Source organism: Pseudodonghicola flavimaris (assembly GCF_030164425.1).
Lineage (GTDB): Bacteria > Pseudomonadota > Alphaproteobacteria > Rhodobacterales > Rhodobacteraceae > Pseudodonghicola > Pseudodonghicola flavimaris.
Map to the genome: position 1 here is coordinate 1 of NZ_JASNJD010000029.1, position 15638 is coordinate 15638.

At 66.1% G+C, this 15638-nt stretch carries 15 protein-coding genes; 7 read left to right on the forward strand and 8 right to left on the reverse strand.

Annotated elements, in window-relative coordinates:
- Positions 1-67 precede the first annotated feature (67 nt).
- Entirely contained in the window at positions 68-1117 is a 1050-nt protein-coding gene (locus QO033_RS23480) for a cytochrome-c peroxidase (RefSeq protein WP_284483211.1), read from the reverse strand.
- A gap of 137 nt (positions 1118-1254) precedes the next feature.
- A complete protein-coding gene (locus QO033_RS23485) occupies positions 1255-1827 on the reverse strand; it encodes a lytic transglycosylase domain-containing protein (protein WP_407682147.1) in 573 nt (190 codons plus the stop codon).
- A gap of 264 nt (positions 1828-2091) precedes the next feature.
- Between QO033_RS23485 and ssb the strand changes: the two genes are divergently transcribed.
- Positions 2092-2631: a single-stranded DNA-binding protein gene (gene ssb / locus QO033_RS23490; RefSeq protein ID WP_284483213.1), complete on the forward strand. Its 540-nt coding sequence runs from the start codon at positions 2092-2094 to the stop codon at positions 2629-2631.
- 77 nt (positions 2632-2708) lie between these two features.
- Complete coding sequence (locus tag QO033_RS23495; RefSeq protein WP_284483214.1) at positions 2709-3782, forward strand: site-2 protease family protein; 1074 nt, start codon at positions 2709-2711, stop codon at positions 3780-3782.
- Positions 3783-3860: 78 nt separating this feature from the next.
- On the opposite strand, the gene aroB is transcribed toward QO033_RS23495, so the two are convergent.
- On the reverse strand, positions 3861-4973 hold the full coding sequence (aroB, locus tag QO033_RS23500) for a 3-dehydroquinate synthase (protein WP_284483215.1): 1113 nt from the start codon (positions 4971-4973) through the stop codon (positions 3861-3863).
- A complete protein-coding gene (locus tag QO033_RS23505) occupies positions 4970-5584 on the reverse strand; it encodes a shikimate kinase (protein ID WP_284483216.1) in 615 nt (204 codons plus the stop codon). Before QO033_RS23505 ends, aroB begins: the two co-directional genes overlap by 4 nt.
- Positions 5585-5665: 81 nt before the next feature.
- On the opposite strand from QO033_RS23505, the gene QO033_RS23510 reads away from it, so the two are divergent.
- From QO033_RS23510 to QO033_RS23530, 5 genes are all read left to right on the forward strand, one after another.
- Positions 5666-5815 carry a hypothetical protein gene (locus QO033_RS23510; RefSeq protein ID WP_284483217.1) on the forward strand — a complete coding sequence of 50 codons (150 nt, stop codon included), beginning with the start codon at positions 5666-5668 and terminating at the stop codon, positions 5813-5815.
- A complete protein-coding gene (locus QO033_RS23515; RefSeq protein WP_284483218.1) occupies positions 5805-7334 on the forward strand; it encodes a hypothetical protein in 1530 nt (509 codons plus the stop codon). Before QO033_RS23510 ends, QO033_RS23515 begins: the two co-directional genes overlap by 11 nt.
- Before the next feature lie 3 nt (positions 7335-7337).
- Positions 7338-8288, forward strand: a complete 951-nt coding sequence (locus QO033_RS23520; protein ID WP_284483219.1) for a tyrosine recombinase — start codon at positions 7338-7340, stop codon at positions 8286-8288.
- A 106-nt stretch (positions 8289-8394) separates the two neighbouring features.
- Entirely contained in the window at positions 8395-9702 is a 1308-nt protein-coding gene (locus QO033_RS23525) for an HlyC/CorC family transporter (RefSeq protein WP_284483220.1), read from the forward strand.
- Positions 9699-11333, forward strand: a complete 1635-nt coding sequence (locus tag QO033_RS23530; RefSeq protein WP_284483221.1) for an MFS transporter — start codon at positions 9699-9701, stop codon at positions 11331-11333. Before QO033_RS23525 ends, QO033_RS23530 begins: the two co-directional genes overlap by 4 nt.
- 67 nt (positions 11334-11400) lie before the next feature.
- Here the strand turns inward: QO033_RS23530 and QO033_RS23535 are convergent, their stop codons facing one another.
- The 4 genes from QO033_RS23535 to QO033_RS23550 form a co-directional block, all read right to left on the reverse strand.
- Positions 11401-13128, reverse strand: coding sequence for a calcium-binding protein (locus tag QO033_RS23535; protein ID WP_284483222.1), 1728 nt, complete (start codon positions 13126-13128; stop codon positions 11401-11403).
- Between the two features lie 113 nt (positions 13129-13241).
- Positions 13242-14531, reverse strand: a complete 1290-nt coding sequence (locus QO033_RS23540; protein WP_284483223.1) for a DUF2254 domain-containing protein — start codon at positions 14529-14531, stop codon at positions 13242-13244.
- A gap of 99 nt (positions 14532-14630) precedes the next feature.
- Positions 14631-14879, reverse strand: coding sequence for a hypothetical protein (locus tag QO033_RS23545; protein ID WP_284483224.1), 249 nt, complete (start codon positions 14877-14879; stop codon positions 14631-14633).
- Positions 14880-15045: 166 nt separating this feature from the next.
- Positions 15046-15609, reverse strand: coding sequence for an NADPH-dependent FMN reductase (locus QO033_RS23550; RefSeq protein WP_284483225.1), 564 nt, complete (start codon positions 15607-15609; stop codon positions 15046-15048).
- Positions 15610-15638 lie beyond the last annotated feature (29 nt).

The window sequence follows — 15638 nt, forward strand, 5'->3', positions numbered from 1 at the left end:
TCCCAGCGATCTGAGAAACGCAGTCTGAGCATCCATTGCGAAACGCACTCCCATCTTGAGATGGGTATCACCTCGCAGTCCGCGCCGGCGCAGACAACGTGCCGCTCAGACACCGCTTACGGTTGATCTGCCGGGCGGCGGATTTGGAGTTGTACTTGTTATAGAACAGCACCACCGTGCGCAGGTCCCTGAACACGCCGTTATGCATGTAGGGCGCGGTCACCGCGACGTTGCGCAGGCTCGGCACCTTGAACTTGCCGGCCTCGGCCGGATCGGTGACCTGCGGGTTGTCCAGCAGCCCCTGATCGGGGACCGCCGCCACCGCCGGGTTCGCCGGCACGCCGATGTTGTGATATTGGTAGTTCGAGAAGGTCTCTTCCGGATCGATCGGACTCGTCTTCAGCTGATGGCAGATGTTGCAGTTGGTGAACTGCTGCGAGAAGAACAGAAGCCGTCCCAGGTCCTCTTCCGGCGTCAGCTGATAGTCGCCGCGCAGGTAGCGGTCGTATTTGCTGTCGAAGGGGGCGAATTCCGGGGTCCGCTCGTAGGCGGCGAGTGCCTTGGTCATCCCGGCATAGGCCTGATCGGCGTCGTCGAAGATATCCGGGGCCACCAGCGCCTGCAGCGCGGCGACGTAATCGGAGTTCTCGCGCAGCCGGTCGACCACCGCGGCGTGATCGGGCATCCCCATCTCCACCGGGTTCACCGGCGGGCCGCCGGCCTGATCCTCCAGTGTCGCGGCGCGCCCATCGAGAAACTGCCCCCCCACCCATTTGCCATCGGTGCCGAGGTGAAACGGCGGCGTCAGCGCGGCATAGCTGGCGGTGGGCGCGTTGCGCGTGCCCAGAGACTGGCCGTCATCGCCCAGCGACACCGCGCGGCCGGCGTCGGTTTCGCGCGGATCGACGAAGCCGGCATCGGGCGTGTGGCAGGTGGAACAGGACTGCGTGCGGTTCATCGACAGGTTGGGATCGAAGAACAGCGCCTCGCCCAGCTCCTCGAGACTGTCATAGAGCGGCGGCTCCGATTGCGGTGTCGCCGCGCGAACCGCGCCGCCCCCGCCCAACACCAGAACCCCGGCGCAGAGCGCCGCCACCGCTTTTTCCGCAAATGCCATGATCCGTTCCCCTTTCACGGCCGCATCGTAACCAGAGCGATATACTCAGGAATTGATCTGACGCAAATCCGTAAAGCGTCGCAGATCACGCGAGCGTGACTGCCACCCGCGCAGGCCTGCCGGGAAGGGCGCTGCGATCAGCTGCCCCAGATCGCTTTCACGTAGTTCTGCGTCTCGGCATAGGGCGGCACGCCGCCATGCTTCTTCACCGCCTCCGGCCCGGCGTTATAGGCGGCCAGCGCCAGACGCCAGGATTTGAACTTCCGGTACTGCCGCGCCAGATAGCGAGCCCCCCCGTCGAGGTTCTCATAGGGGTCGGCCGGGTCCACCCGCAGGCGGCGGGCGGTGTCCGGCATCAGCTGCGCCAGCCCCAGAGCCCCCTTGTGCGACAGTGCATTGGGGTTCCAGCCGGATTCCTGCTGCACGAGCCGCAGGAACAGGTCCTCCGGCACGTCGTGACGCCGCGCCGCCTCCCGCGCCATGTGCAGATATTCGCCGCGATACTTGCCGGCATAGGGCAGCGGGCCCCATTTGGTTGGCGTATGGATCGACGGCGGCAGCAGCCGGACGGAATCGTTATACTGCTGCGAAGCCCGGGTATCGAGCACACGCGTCTGCGACTTGAACAGGTTCTTCTGCGATCTGGTGGCGAAGATATCCGCCTGCGCCGGCACCGAAAGACCGGCAATCAACAAGAAACTCAGCGACATACTGCGCATACGGCTCTGCCCTGCCCAATTGTGAACCGGCGCGACTATACAGGAATTTATCTCAAAGGGAAGATTGCCGGCGTCCCTGCCCCGCGGTCGCCCCCGGCATCGGCGGACAACCGTGTTTTATCCGGCCTGCAGGTTCTGTAGGGTGCCCGCCATCGCGCCCGTTTCCCCGACCGGAGATTCGGGCGCCACGACACAGACGATAACCCCAATAAGACGTCTCAGAGGCGTCAGAGACGAGAGAAGCGAGGGAGTCCCATGGCCGGCTCAGTGAACAAAGTCATCCTCATCGGCAATCTGGGCCGCGATCCGGAGGTGCGCAGCTTCCCCAACGGCGGCAAGGTCTGCAACCTGCGTATCGCCACCTCCGACACCTGGAAGGACCGCAACACCGGCGAGCGGCGGGAAAAGACCGAGTGGCATTCGGTGGCGATCTTCAACGAGAACCTGGCCCGGCTGGCGGAGCAATATCTGCGCAAGGGCTCCAAGGTCTATGTCGAGGGCAAGCTGGAAACCCGCAAGTGGCAGGACCAGAGCGGTCAGGACCGCTATACCACCGAGGTGGTGCTGCGCCCCTATTCCGGCGAGCTGACCTTTCTTGACGGTCGCGATGGCGGCCAGGGCGGTGGCGGCGGCGGCAGCTACGGCGGCGGCCAGGGCGGCGGCTATGGGGGCGGCTCGGGCGGCGGTTACGGCGGCGGCTACGACAGCGGCCCCTCCGGTGGCGGCGATCCCTATGGCGGCGGCAGCCGCGGCGGCCCGTCCAGCGGCATCGACGACGACGAAATCCCGTTCTGATCGCAACGGGCACATTCAGGGGGCACGCCGCGGCGTGCCCTTTTTCTCAGGGCGTTTTCCAGGGCTGAGGCAGGAATATGAGCTGGTCTTTCTCCATCGGCAGGCTGTTCGGATCGGATCTGCGCATCCACGTGACCTTCTTTCTGCTGCTCGGCTGGATCGGCTATGCCGCCTATGTGCAGGACGGCGCCCAGGCGGCGCTGGACAATGTGCTGTTCGTGGTGGCGCTGTTCGCCTGCGTGGTGGCGCATGAATTCGGTCACGCGCTGACCGCGCGCCGCTATGGCATCCGCACGCCGACGATCACCCTGCTGCCGATCGGCGGCATGGCGCAGCTGGAGAAGATGCCGGAAAAACCCGGCCAGGAAATCGCCGTGGCGCTGGCCGGACCGGCGGTGAATATCGTCATCTGGGCGGCGCTGACTCTGCTGGGCGCCAAGGGCATCTCCGACCTGAGCGCCGAGCTCGATGCAGGCGGCAACGCCAGCTTCCTGTCGCGGCTGGCGGCACTCAACCTGTTTCTGGCGCTGTTCAACCTGATCCCCGCCTTTCCGATGGATGGCGGCCGGGTGTTCCGCGCGCTTCTGGCCTTGATGATGACCCGGGTACAGGCCACCCAGGTCGCCGCCACCGCCGGGCAGATCGTCGCCTTCCTGTTCGGGTTCTGGGGGCTGAGCAGCGGCAACCCGATCCTGGTCCTGATCGCGATCTTCATCTTCATGGCCGCCAATGCCGAAAGCCAGGACGTCGAGATGCGCAGCCTCGCCCGCAAGCTCAAGGCGCGCGACGCGATGATCACCGCCTATGAGAGCCTGACACCGGCGGATACGCTGGACACCGCCGCCTCGGCGCTGATCCGCACCACCCAGCATGAATTCCCGGTGGTCGACGTTCAGGGCCAATTTCAGGGCTTCCTGACCCGCAGCGCGCTGTTCTCCGCGCTGGCGCATGATCACCCGCGCACCCAACCGGTGTCTGAGATCATGGTCACCGACGTACCCAGCCTGCCGCTGACTGCCGGGCTCGACAAGGTATTGGACGCTCTGCACAAATCCGCCCCCGCCGTGGTGGTGGTGGACGCCCGGGGGCAGATGCTGGGTTATATCACCAACGAGAATGTCGGCGAGCTGATGGTGCTGAAGGCACGCTGAGCGCCGCCCCCAACAGACGCGACGACGACAAGACACGATGGCCCGCCCGGTCTCGCCGGACGGGCATCTCGCCCGGGATCAGCGTACCGCCAGCGCATCGTCCAGCAGCCGCACCACCGCCTCACGCGGGACATCGGAGGTGACGAAGGCCGCGCCGATCCCGCGCGCCAGGATGAACCGCAGCTGCCCGTCCACCACTTTCTTGTCCTGCGCCATCAGCGCCATCAGCGCCTCCGCATCCGGCAAGGGCCCGGGGATATCGGCCAGATCGGTCTTCATCCCCATCGCCTTGAGATGCGCGCGCACCCGGCTCGGGTCTTCCTGCGAACAAAGCCCCAGCCGCGACGACAGCTCGAACGCCAGCGCGCAGCCGATCGCCACGCCCTCACCATGCAACAGACGGTCGGAATAGCCCGTCGCCGCCTCCAGCGCGTGGCAGAAGGTGTGGCCCAGGTTCAGCAGCGCACGATCGCCCTGCTCGGTCTCGTCGCGGGCAACGATATCGGCCTTCATCTGCACCGATCGGGTCACCGCGCGCACCCGCGCCGCCATATCGCCCGCCGCCAGCGCCGGCCCCTGGGTTTCCAGCCAATCGAAGAAACCAGCATCGCCCAGAAGCCCGTATTTCACCACCTCGCCGTAGCCGGCGAGGAAATCGCGCGGCGTCAGCGTGCCCAGCACCGCGGTGTCGGCCAGCACCAACGACGGCTGGTGAAAGGCACCGACCAGGTTCTTGCCCTGCGCAGTATTGATGCCGGTCTTGCCGCCGACCGAGCTGTCGACCTGCGCCAGCAGAGAGGTCGGGATCTGCACAAACCGTACGCCGCGGCGCAGCACCGCGGAGGCGAACCCGGCCAGATCGCCGATCACGCCGCCGCCGAAGGCGACCACCACATCGCGGCGCTCCACTTTCTGTTCCAGCAGCCACTCCACCGCGCGGGTGAACTGCGGCCAGCCCTTGGTGGCCTCGCCCGGCGGCAGCGCCAGCGCCTCCATCGTGATGCCCGCCGTCGCAAGCCCCTCACGCAGCGCGTCCAGATGCAGCTCCGCCACCGTCTCATCGGTCAGCACACAGACCTGTTTGCGTTTCAGCAGCGGCGCAATGCGCGTGCCGGCCTCGGCGATCAGCCCGGGGCCGATCTCCACGTCATAGGACCGCTCGCCCAGCTCGACATGGACGGTTTCTTTCATGTTTCAGGCTCCAGAACATCCGGGCGGCTGGCAAGGGCGTCCAGCACCCGGTCCACCACCCCATCGACCGAGGTCTGCGCATCGGAGCGCACCGCCAGATCGGCCTCGGCATAATACGGCACCCGCGCCTCATAGAGGGATTTCAACGTGCCATAGGGATCGGGGGTGCGCAGCAGCGGCCGGTGATCGCGATGGCGCACCCGGTTCCACAGCACGTCGAGATCGGCATTCAGCCAGATCGACACCCCTTTCTGAGAGATCATCCGCCGGTTCGCCTCGGACAGGAAGGCGCCGCCGCCGGTGGAGAGCACGCCCCGCGCCTCCTCCAGCAGCCGGGCGATCACCTGGCTCTCCTTCTTGCGGAAGAACGCCTCTCCGTCGCGGGCGAAGATTTCGGGAATCGTCATGTTGGCGGCCGATTCGATCTCGTGATCGCTGTCCAGAAACGGCACCCCGAGCCGCGCCGCCAGGGCCCGGCCCACGGCGGTCTTGCCGGCGCCCATCATGCCGACCATGACGATGGTTTTCTTGACCCTGGCCGACCCGGATCCGGGCTGCGGCGCGACCGCGGCGCCCGTCGGAGCGGCAGGGGTATGCTCAATTTCGCTCATTCTTCAGTCAATGACGTGATCTTGCGAAAAAGGCCATATATAACTTGAGACAAAGCACGGAACCAATCCCACGGGGTCCCTATGGGGCGTTTGCTCAAATACTTGTTTTTCCTCATCATTCTGGCTGCAATCGGGCTGGTCGGCTATGCCTATGTCGGGCCGTGGTTCGGCGCCGACTTCTCGCCGCCGCTGGCGGAGGTCCGCCAGCCGGTCACCCTGCATGCGGATTAAGACAGCGCTGATCGCTGCGCTCTGGCCGGCGTCGGTGGTGGCGCAGGAGCCGTTGTCGGTGATCGACTGGCTGGGAGAGGCCTATGCCAATCCCGGAGCCGGCGGCTTCGTGCTGCTGGAGCCACCGGTGGCGGAGGCGGCGCTGCGTCCCGAGGTCGAGGTCAGCCCGCTGGAGAGCGTCGCCACCCCGCTGGGGCTGGTCGCCCCCGAGATCACCGGCCTGCCGGTCGATCTGTGGCACGGCAGCGATCCGCAACAGCTGATCCGGCTGATCGGCGAGGTGCCGGTGCATGACAGCCCGGCGATGCAATCGCTGCTCTATACCCTGCTGCTGGCCGAGAAGGCGCCGCCTGCCACCGCCAGCGACGCCGAGGCCGACGCGCTGATGCTGGCGCAGATCGACCGGCTGATCGCCCTCGGGGCCATCGACCCGGCCCAGGCGATGGTGGAGCTTGCCGGCCCCACCCGCAACCGGGCGTTGTTCCGACGCTGGTTCGACACCACCCTGCTCAGCGGCGACGAGGACCGCAGCTGCGCCGTGCTGCAGCAGATCCCCGATCTGGCGCCCCATTACGCCGCCCGTATCTTCTGCACCGCCCGCCATGGCGACTGGCAGACCGCCGCGCTGACGCTGGAGACCGCCCAGGCACTGGAGCTGTTGCCGCGGCCGACGCTCGATCTGCTCGACCATTTCCTGAACCCGGAGTTCTTCGAAGGCGCCGCGCCGTTGCCGGCGGCGGTCGATCCCGATCCGCTGACCTTCCGCCTGTTCGAGGCGATCGGCGAGCGGATGCCCAGTTCCACCCTGCCCCGCGCTTTCGCCAATGCCGACCTGCGCGAGATCGCCGGCTGGCGGGCGCAGATCGAGGCGGCCGAAAGGCTGACCCGCGTCGGCGCGCTCAATCCCAATCAGCTGCTCGGCCTGTACACTGACCGCAAACCCGCCGCCTCGGGCGGTATCTGGGACCGGGTGGCGGCGGTGCAGCGCTTCGACATCGCGCTGTCCACCGGCAGCGCCGAGGCGGTTGCCAAGACGCTGCCGACGGCCTGGACCCAGATGCGCGCGGCGCGACTGGAGGTGCCTTTCGCGCATCTCTTCGCCGACCGGCTGGCGGCGATCCCGCTGCAGGACGCCGCCGCCGCACTGGCCTGGCAGATCCGCCTGCTGGCCCCGGACTATGAGGCCGCCTCGCATCAGGCGCCCGGCAACAGCCGCGCCCAGAGCTTTCTGGGGGCGCTGGCCCAGGGCGCGCCGGGCCGCGCCGATCCGCCCGACGATCAGGCCCGCGCCATCGCCCTGGGCTTCGGCGATGCCTCCGCCGTGCCGCCAGAACTGACCACGGCGCTGAAAGACGGCCGTTTGGGCGAGGTCATCCTGCGCGCCATCGGCCTTTTCGACCGTGGCGCCCGCGGCAACCCGACCGAGCTGACCGCCGCGCTGGCAACACTGCGCCGCGTCGGGCTGGAAGACACCGCCCGGCGCGCGGCGCTGCAGCTGATGATTACCGGGCGGGGCTGACCCATGGAGAGCTCCGCCGATCAGATGGGCTGGATCGCCAGTTTCCTCGATGCCCAAGCGGCAGAGCTCGGGGCCGCCACCAACACCCAGCTGGCCTATGGCCGCGACCTGAAGGATTTCGCCGGCTGGCTGACCCGGCGCGGCAGCGATTTCGCCACCGCCGACCGCGACCTGATCGAAAGCTACCTGGTCGATTGCGATGCCCAGGGGCTGTCGCGCGCGACCCGGGCGCGGCGGTTGTCGGCGATCAAGCAGCTCTACCGCTTCGCCTTTGAGGAAGGCTGGCGCCCGGACAGTCCGGCGATCCAGATCCGTGGCCCCGGCCGAGACAAGCGGCTGCCAAAGACGCTGGACGTGCCGGAGGTGGACAAGCTGCTAGCCGCAGCGCGTGAGGTCGGCCGGACCGAGGCCGACCGGCTGCGCAACACCTGCCTGATGGAACTGCTCTATGCCACTGGCATGCGGGTCAGCGAACTGGTGTCGCTGCCGGTCTCGGCGGCGCGCGGCGATCCACGGATGCTGCTGGTCAAGGGCAAGGGCGGCAAGGAACGTCTGGTGCCGCTATCGCCGCCGGCGCGGACGGCGCTGGCGATCTGGCTGGCGGAACGCGACGCGGCCGAGGACAAGCGCCGGGCCTCCGGGGCGCCGCCATCGCGGTTCCTGTTCCCCTCGCGCGGCAAGGCCGGCCACCTGACCCGCACCCGTTTCTACCTGCTGATCAAGGAGCTTGCCGTCGCCGGCGGCGTCGCCCCCGACAAGGTCACGCCGCACCGGCTCCGGCATGCTTTCGCCACCCATCTGCTGGCCAATGGCGCGGATCTGCGGTCGATCCAGGCGATGCTGGGCCATGCCGATGTCGCCACCACCGAGATCTATACCCATGTGCTGGACGAGCGGCTGGCCGATCTGGTGCTGGACCACCACCCGCTGGCCCACCCCGCCGAGGACGACTGAACCACCGCGGACCGCAGGCACCCCGCGCGCAGAGGCCCCTTGAACGCAGAGGGCTCCGCCCCCATAACCGTGTCAGACCAAAGAGATAGATCCGATACAGCCACCGATGGACAGCCCAGCCCCCCTTCTCGACGCCGCCTTCTGGATCACCGCCGGGGCGATCCTGCTGCTTCTGGTGCTGTCGGGGTTCTTCTCCGGCTCTGAAACCGCGCTGACCGCCGCCAGTCGCGCCAAGCTGCGCAATCAGGCCGACAAGGGATCGCGCGGCGCCCAGCAGGCGCTGGCGGTGACCGAGGACAACGAACGGCTGATCGGCTCGGTGCTGCTCGGCAACAACCTGGTCAACATCCTGGCCGCCTCGCTCGCCACCTCGCTCTTCACCAAGGTGTTCGGCCAGAATGGCGTGGCGCTGGCCACCCTGGTGATGACGCTGCTGGTGCTGATCTTCGCCGAGGTGCTGCCAAAGACCTATGCGATCACCAATTCCGAAAAGGCCGCCGCCACCGTCGCGCCAGTGATCCGGCCGATGGTGATGATCTTCTCTCCGGTGGTGGCCGCGGTCCGGCTGATCGTCCGCGGGGTGCTGCGGCTGTTCGGCGTCCGGATCGACGCCAACAGCCAGATGCTGGCCGTGCGTGAGGAAATCGCCGGCGCGCTGCAGCTCGGCCATTCCGAAGGGGTGGTGGAGAAGGAGGACCGCGACCGTATCCTCGGCGCGCTGGATCTGAGCGACCGCACCGTCGAAGAGGTGATGCTGCACCGCTCCGGCATCGAGATGGTGGATGCCGCCGCCGATCCTCAGGACATCTTCGCCCAATGCGTCAACAGCCCGCATACCCGGTTGCCGGTGTTCCGCGACGAGCCGGAAAACATCATCGGGGTGATCCACGCCAAGGATCTGCTGCGGGCGATCTATGCCCGGCTGGACAAGGCCCGCGACATGGCCGAGGCGTTTCGCGGCTTTCAGTTCACCGATATGGCGAAACCGCCCTACTTCGTGCCCGAGACCACCACGCTGGACGACCAGATGCGGCAGTTCCTGCGCCGCCGGGCGCATTTCGCGCTGGTGGTGGACGAATACGGCTCGCTTCAGGGGCTGATCACGCTGGAGGATATCCTGGAGGAGATCGTCGGCGAGATCACCGATGAATTCGACGTCGACGGCGATCACCCGGTGCGCAAATCGGACGACGGCCATTACCTGATCGACGGCGCGATGACGATCCGCGACCTGAACCGCGCCACCGAATGGCAGCTGCCCGACGACGAAGCCAATACCGTCGCCGGTCTGGTCATCCACGAGGCGCAGATGATCCCGACGGTGGGACAGGTGTTCTCCTTCCACAACTTCCGCTTCGAGGTCACCGGCCGCGACGGCAACCGGATCACAAAGCTGAAGATCCGCCCGCTATGAGGCGGCTGTCAGCGGATCTCTGGGGCTGGTTCGATGCCGTCGTGCTCGACCTCGGCCGGCAGATGCGCTGGTCCTTCCTGCCGCCGCTGATGGTCTATTTCGCCTATGGCGCCTCCGGCATCACCTCGGTGGTGGGGACCTTCTTCGTCAAGGATTACCTCGATGTCTCCGCCGCCTTCCTGGCGGGGCTCGGGTTCTGGGTCGGCCTGCCCTGGGCGCTGAAGATGCCGATCGGCCACCTGGTCGATCTGATGTGGCGCTGGAAATGGGTGCTGGTGTTCCTCGGCGCCGGGCTGATCGCCGCCAGCTTCACCATCATGTACGGGCTCGCCACCCGGGTCGCCTGGATGCCTGGCATGATGCCGGTCACCGCCTGGTTCGTCCTCGCCTCGCTGCTGTCGCCCTGCGGCTACGTGCTGCAGGACGCGGTGGCAGACGCGCTCTCGGTCGAGGCGGTGCCGAAACACGACGCGACCGGACAACCGCTCGACGAGGCGACGACACGGGCGCTGCACACCACCATGCAAACGCTGGGCCGGGTGGCACTGATCGGGGCGCTGTCGGCAGTGGCGGCGCTGAACATCACCCTGTTCTCCGGTATCGAGACCCTGCCGGAGGCCGCCAAGGGCGCCGTCTACGGCCGCATCTACCTGATGGGACTGGCGATCCCGGTGATCTCGGTCTCAGGCGTGCTGCTGGCCAAATGGCAGCAGAACCAGCAGATCGCGGCGCTGATCGCCAACGGCCAGTCGCGCGCCGAAGCGGAGGCGCATTTCGCCCCAGATGGCGGCGCGGTGACGCCCAACTGGTCCTATTTCATCGGCGGCGGCCTCTTCGTGGCGATATCGGTCGGTCTCGGCCTCTCTGACGTTCCCTACGCGCAGGAGATGATCTTCACCGGGTCACTGGCCATCGTGCTCTATCTGATGCGCCAGCTGATTGCGGTGCTGGAACCGGCCAAGGCCCGCGCGCTGGTCGGCACCGCGATCATCATCTTCGTGTTCCGCGCCACGCCGCTGCCCGGCGCCGGGGCGACCTGGTTCACCATCGACCAGCTCGGCTTCGACCAGCAGTTCCTGGCGATCCTGTCGCTGCTGACCTCGGTTCTGACACTGGCGGGCATGTTCGTGCTGCGGCCGCTGATGGCCAATCACAGCATCGTCTTCATCGTGATGCTGCTGACGCTGGCTGGCGGGCTTCTGTCGCTGCCCAACATCGGGCTGTTCTACGGCATCCAGAGCTGGACTGCCGCCCATACCGGCGGCGTCGTCGATGCCCGGTTCATCGCCATTCTGGACACCGCGATGGAAAGCCCACTGGGTCAGGTGGCGATGATCCCGATGCTGGCCTGGATCGCCCGCAACGCCCCGGATAATCTCAAGGCCACCTTCTTCGCGGTGATGGCCTCCTTCACCAATCTGGCGCTCTCGGCCAGCAGCCTGGGCACCAAATACCTCAACCAGCTGTTCACCGTCACCCGCGAGGTCACGGCTCCCGACGGCAGCCTGCAGACACCGGCGGATTATTCACAACTGGGCTGGCTGCTGATCGCCGTGGCGGTGATCGGGGTGATCGGGCCGCTGATCGCGGTGGCGCTGGTACAAAGATCCCGGCTGCGGACGGCGGATTGATCGCCGCGCGCGCCTGGTGGTGCAGGTCGGCCGCGGGCTGAGGCGCCCCTCTGCCCGCGGCCTCAGATCAGAAAGCGCCCCAGTCGTCCCGGAAGTCGCTGAAATCGCTGATGCCGTTCACACGCAGCACATCGCCATCGCCGAAGTCGAAGATCAGCGCCGCCTTCGCCTCGGTCACGATATCGGCCAGCTTGTCATTGGTGATCCGGCCCGGCATCAGGTCCTTGTCGAACAACACCCGGTCGGTGTCATCGGCGAAGTCCAGGATCTTGTCCTTGCCGCTGCCGAGGCCGAAGACAAAGACGTCCTTGCCCCCGCCGCCCTTCAGCACATCGTTGTCGGCGCCCCCGTCCAGACGATCATTGCCGGCCCCTGCCAGGATCTTGTCCTTGCCCCCGCCGCCGTCGATACGGTCCTTACGAGCGCCGGTATCGAACACCTCATCGGCCGAGGTGCCGAAGAGATCCTGCGCCTTCTTGGCCCCGTAGGCGCCGATCTTCAGCACCTGCGCCTTGACCGACAGGCCGCTGTCGTCGCCGGTCTCCGACTCCCAGGTGATCGCGACATTGCCGTTCTTCAGCGTGTCGATCGCCGGATCCGCCTGATCCCCCTTGGTGGTGGCATTCACCACCTGGGCCTTGCCCAAACGCACACCGTCGGCATCGAACCGCTGCGCCATGATGGCGCTGCCGTTGCCGTCGGCATCGCCGCCCGCGACCCAGGTGACCATGAATCCGCCATCCTTCAGCGCGGTGATCTCGGCGTGATCCTGATCCTCGCCGCTGTCGGAATGCACCTGGATGACCGGAGAGGCTTCCTTCAGCGTCTTCTTGCTGAAGATCTGCGCATAGACATCCGTTTGTGCCGATTTGCCGCTGCCGGTGGTCTCGGTCCAGGTGATGGCGAACTGCTTGCCCACGAGCATGACCACCCGCGGATCGGAGGCCGCGCCGGTGGTGCCGGAGCCCTCCAGCACGAAGCGTTCGCTCAGATCGAAGGCCAGGCCCTGCACCCGGGGTTCCTCGAACAGCTGAAACTGGATGATCCCGTCCGCCCCTTCGGCATCCGCGGCGAGGGTCCCCACCACCAGGATATTTTCATCATCGAACTGCGCCAGATCGCCGAAATTGGTGGCGCCGCGCGGGAAAACTTCGGTGTCCATGTAATTACGGGACCATTGGCCATTCGTCGGCAACCGATAGGTATTGGCGGTATATTCATCGACGGTGAACTGGAATTCCGCGTGCAGGTAATCACGCACGTAATAGCCGGTGGCGAACATGTCGCCCCCCAGCGAAATCACCCGCGGTTCCAGCGCGTCCTGCCCCTCGGCTTCGGGATCGGTGCGGCCATAGCGGACGCGTTCGAAATTGTAGTATTCTTCGCCATCCCCGTCGCCGTCGAAGCCGAAGGTCTTGGACCGCGTGCGGATGTTATCCGCCTCGTAATCGCGTGAGACCGGCAGTTCGTCGCGGTTGATGTTGGTTTCGCTCCAGATCGCGTCGGTCTGCCACACCCAGGAGCCCTGACCGGCGCGATTGAAAGCGACATCGGGGTTTTCCTGGTCGCCGACGGTCATGTCGTTGATGCGGAATTCGCCATCCACCATCGCGCCCAGGGCGCCGAAAGTCTGGCCGTAGATGCCGTAGCCATCGCCATCCTGGCCCTTGCTTTCCCAGACGATCTGAAACCCGCCGGTTTTCGGGTTGGCCGCAATGGCAGGATCGCCCTGGTGGCTTTTGCTATAGGTGTTCACCTGAATTTCGTCACCAATAGCCTTAAATGAAGACGCCATAACGCGTTCCCCTTTCAATCAATACACAAGAATAAATTTGCCCGAAGGCATAAAAAAAGGCCTTTTAATGCGCCGAACTTTTCAGGCGTATGCGGCCCTGTCAACCCGTTCCGTCAGGTCGGGAGGTCGCAGACAGGCACTGCCGCGCCCCAACAGCGCCGGCCCATCGCCTCCACATGCGCCGCCAGCGCCTCGCGGTCGACCTCATGCGGTAGCGCCTCCATCGCCCGGCGCAGCGCCAGCTCCCGGGTCTGGCGCGCCGCCTCTGCCAGTGCCGGATCGGGATGATGCTCCAGCCCCGACAACCGCGACTGCAGAACCTTCTGCACCTCCAGCACCGCGGCGCCGTCCCGCGCGATCAGGCCGAAGGGCTCGGCCACCAGCGGCGCCGGGTCCAGCGGCGGCAGATAGAGGCCGGGATAGCGCGGCTGTGCCTCCGGTGCCTCCTGCGGGGCCAGCCAGCTTTCCAGCACCCGGGTGATCCGGTCGATCATGTCGATCACCGTACCGCCGTCGTTCACCCCGGGCGACAGCGCCTTCGATCCGATCTCGGCCAGTACATGCAGGCCGAAGCCCGGGTCCTGCTCGATATCGCGCATCGAACCGATCTGCACGTTGCCCAGCACCGCCTCTGCCAGCTCGGCATCGGTCACCTGGGCGATCACCTCGCCGCGCGAGACATACTCACCCACCCCCTTGAGGACATAGACCACGCCACCGCAACCGCGCGCATGGGCGTCGATGGCCGCGGCGAACACCCGTTCGACATAGCCCGAGCGCGGCGCAGTCACGTCGATGACGTTCTCCGGCACCACCAGTTCGGCGCTCAGCTCCCGGGCGCCCAGACAGGGCGCGGCCATCCGGCGCCGAAATGCCCGCAAGGTCTGATCGGTGATCCGTCCGGCGATATCGGACAGGCTGCCCATGGTCTGCAGCCGGATCATCCAGCGCAGCAGCATCACCACGACCAGCACGATCACCAGCAGCGTCATCCCGAAGAGCACGACGATATCGCGATCCGCGAAGAACCGGGTCGACCGCAACACGATCGAGCAAAGCGCATAGACGAAGGCGCCAACGAAAGTCGCCAGAACCATCTGCGTGGCGTTGTCGCGCAGCTGGATGCGATGCGCCCGCGGGGTCCATTGCGACGAGATTGCGCGGTAGACCGAAACCATGACCGACAGCGAAAAGGTGGTGACCGCCAGCATCGAGCTGCTGAGGATATCCAGCAGCTGATCGACCGACTGCGCCCCCACCAGCCGATCCAGCCCATGCGGCAGCACCGGCCCCAGCAGCTTGGCCGCCAGCACCGCGACGATGCTCAGAACCGAAATCCCGGCAACCCGGAACCACAGGGTGCGCCAGATCAGCAGCCAGCGTTGCACGAGCGTTGTCAGCATCCTCGCCCTCCTGGCCGCCAGCATGACCGGGCGACGGCAGAAGGACAAGCCGGCGGATCGGCCCGGCGCGACATGTGCCGGGATGCCTCGGTCGCTCGATCAGCCGTTACAGGCGCAGCCCGGCCCGACGCGGCAGCTCTTGCTCTTGCTGATACAGCTGTTGCCGCAAGCCTTGCCCTTCTTGCAGATCTTGCAGCAGGCGGCAGCCACCACCGGCGGTGCCGCAAGCTCATGAATACGGCCGATGAAACCCGTCGCCGGTGCGTTCACCGGCGCCAGCGGCGCCGCCGGCGCGCCCGACACCGAAACCATGGCCAAAACAGTCGCGAAAATAGCTCTCCTCAGCATTTCGCCTCCTCCCACTCTCGACAACGATACATTCGCAATCGAAATTCACTCAACCAATAGATGAAAAATAAATCAATTCGGAAATGAAAAAGGCCGGCGCGCAGGCGCCGGCCTCGGGAAGCATCGGAAGCTTCGGTGCGGGGCACCGCGCCCCCTGGCGATGCGATCAGCCGCGCATCGGTTTCAGCGCTTCGGCCCATTTGGCCAGCTCGCCGAGCGTCGCGTTCATGCCGTCGGTCATCGGCTCGTTCGGTTCGACCACGCCATCCTTGACGAACTGCGGGAAGAACGGCACCGGCACCACCTGCGGCAGCGGCATCATCTGCAGGTTCGACATCAGCAGGCGCAGTTCCTGCGCCGCGCGCAGCCCGCCCGAGACATAGGCATAGCTGACCGTCGCCGCCGGCTTGTAGCGCCATTCCTGCGACAGGCACTGAAGCGCGTTCACCAGCGACGCCGGCGGGAAGTAGTCGTATTCCGGGGTCACGAACACGAAGGCATCGGCGTCATCGATGACGGCGCTCCAGGCCTTGGTGTGGTCATGTTCATATTGCTTCATCGCCGGGTGGTTCGGCTCGTCCAGCAGCGGCAGGTTGAAGCTGGCCAGATCCACCAGCTCCACGTCAAAGCCGCCAAAGGCTTCCGCAGCTTTCGCCGCCCAGTCGCCGATCACCGGGCCAGCACGTCCCGGACGGGTCGCGCCGATGATTACTTTCAGTTTCAGAGTCATATGTTTGGTCCTTTATCTTAACGTTCCGG

Coding starts and splice junctions, on each gene's coding strand:
- QO033_RS23480 (WP_284483211.1), bottom strand. CDS start 1,117: ATGGCATTTGCGGAAAAAGCGGTGGCGGCGCTCTGCGCCGGGGTTCTG.
- QO033_RS23485 (WP_407682147.1), bottom strand. CDS start 1,827: ATGTCGCTGAGTTTCTTGTTGATTGCCGGTCTTTCGGTGCCGGCGCAG.
- ssb (WP_284483213.1), top strand. CDS start 2,092: ATGGCCGGCTCAGTGAACAAAGTCATCCTCATCGGCAATCTGGGCCGC.
- QO033_RS23495 (WP_284483214.1), top strand. CDS start 2,709: ATGAGCTGGTCTTTCTCCATCGGCAGGCTGTTCGGATCGGATCTGCGC.
- aroB (WP_284483215.1), bottom strand. CDS start 4,973: ATGAAAGAAACCGTCCATGTCGAGCTGGGCGAGCGGTCCTATGACGTG.
- QO033_RS23505 (WP_284483216.1), bottom strand. CDS start 5,584: ATGAGCGAAATTGAGCATACCCCTGCCGCTCCGACGGGCGCCGCGGTC.
- QO033_RS23510 (WP_284483217.1), top strand. CDS start 5,666: ATGGGGCGTTTGCTCAAATACTTGTTTTTCCTCATCATTCTGGCTGCA.
- QO033_RS23515 (WP_284483218.1), top strand. CDS start 5,805: ATGCGGATTAAGACAGCGCTGATCGCTGCGCTCTGGCCGGCGTCGGTG.
- QO033_RS23520 (WP_284483219.1), top strand. CDS start 7,338: ATGGAGAGCTCCGCCGATCAGATGGGCTGGATCGCCAGTTTCCTCGAT.
- QO033_RS23525 (WP_284483220.1), top strand. CDS start 8,395: ATGGACAGCCCAGCCCCCCTTCTCGACGCCGCCTTCTGGATCACCGCC.
- QO033_RS23530 (WP_284483221.1), top strand. CDS start 9,699: ATGAGGCGGCTGTCAGCGGATCTCTGGGGCTGGTTCGATGCCGTCGTG.
- QO033_RS23535 (WP_284483222.1), bottom strand. CDS start 13,128: ATGGCGTCTTCATTTAAGGCTATTGGTGACGAAATTCAGGTGAACACC.
- QO033_RS23540 (WP_284483223.1), bottom strand. CDS start 14,531: ATGCTGACAACGCTCGTGCAACGCTGGCTGCTGATCTGGCGCACCCTG.
- QO033_RS23545 (WP_284483224.1), bottom strand. CDS start 14,879: ATGCTGAGGAGAGCTATTTTCGCGACTGTTTTGGCCATGGTTTCGGTG.
- QO033_RS23550 (WP_284483225.1), bottom strand. CDS start 15,609: ATGACTCTGAAACTGAAAGTAATCATCGGCGCGACCCGTCCGGGACGT.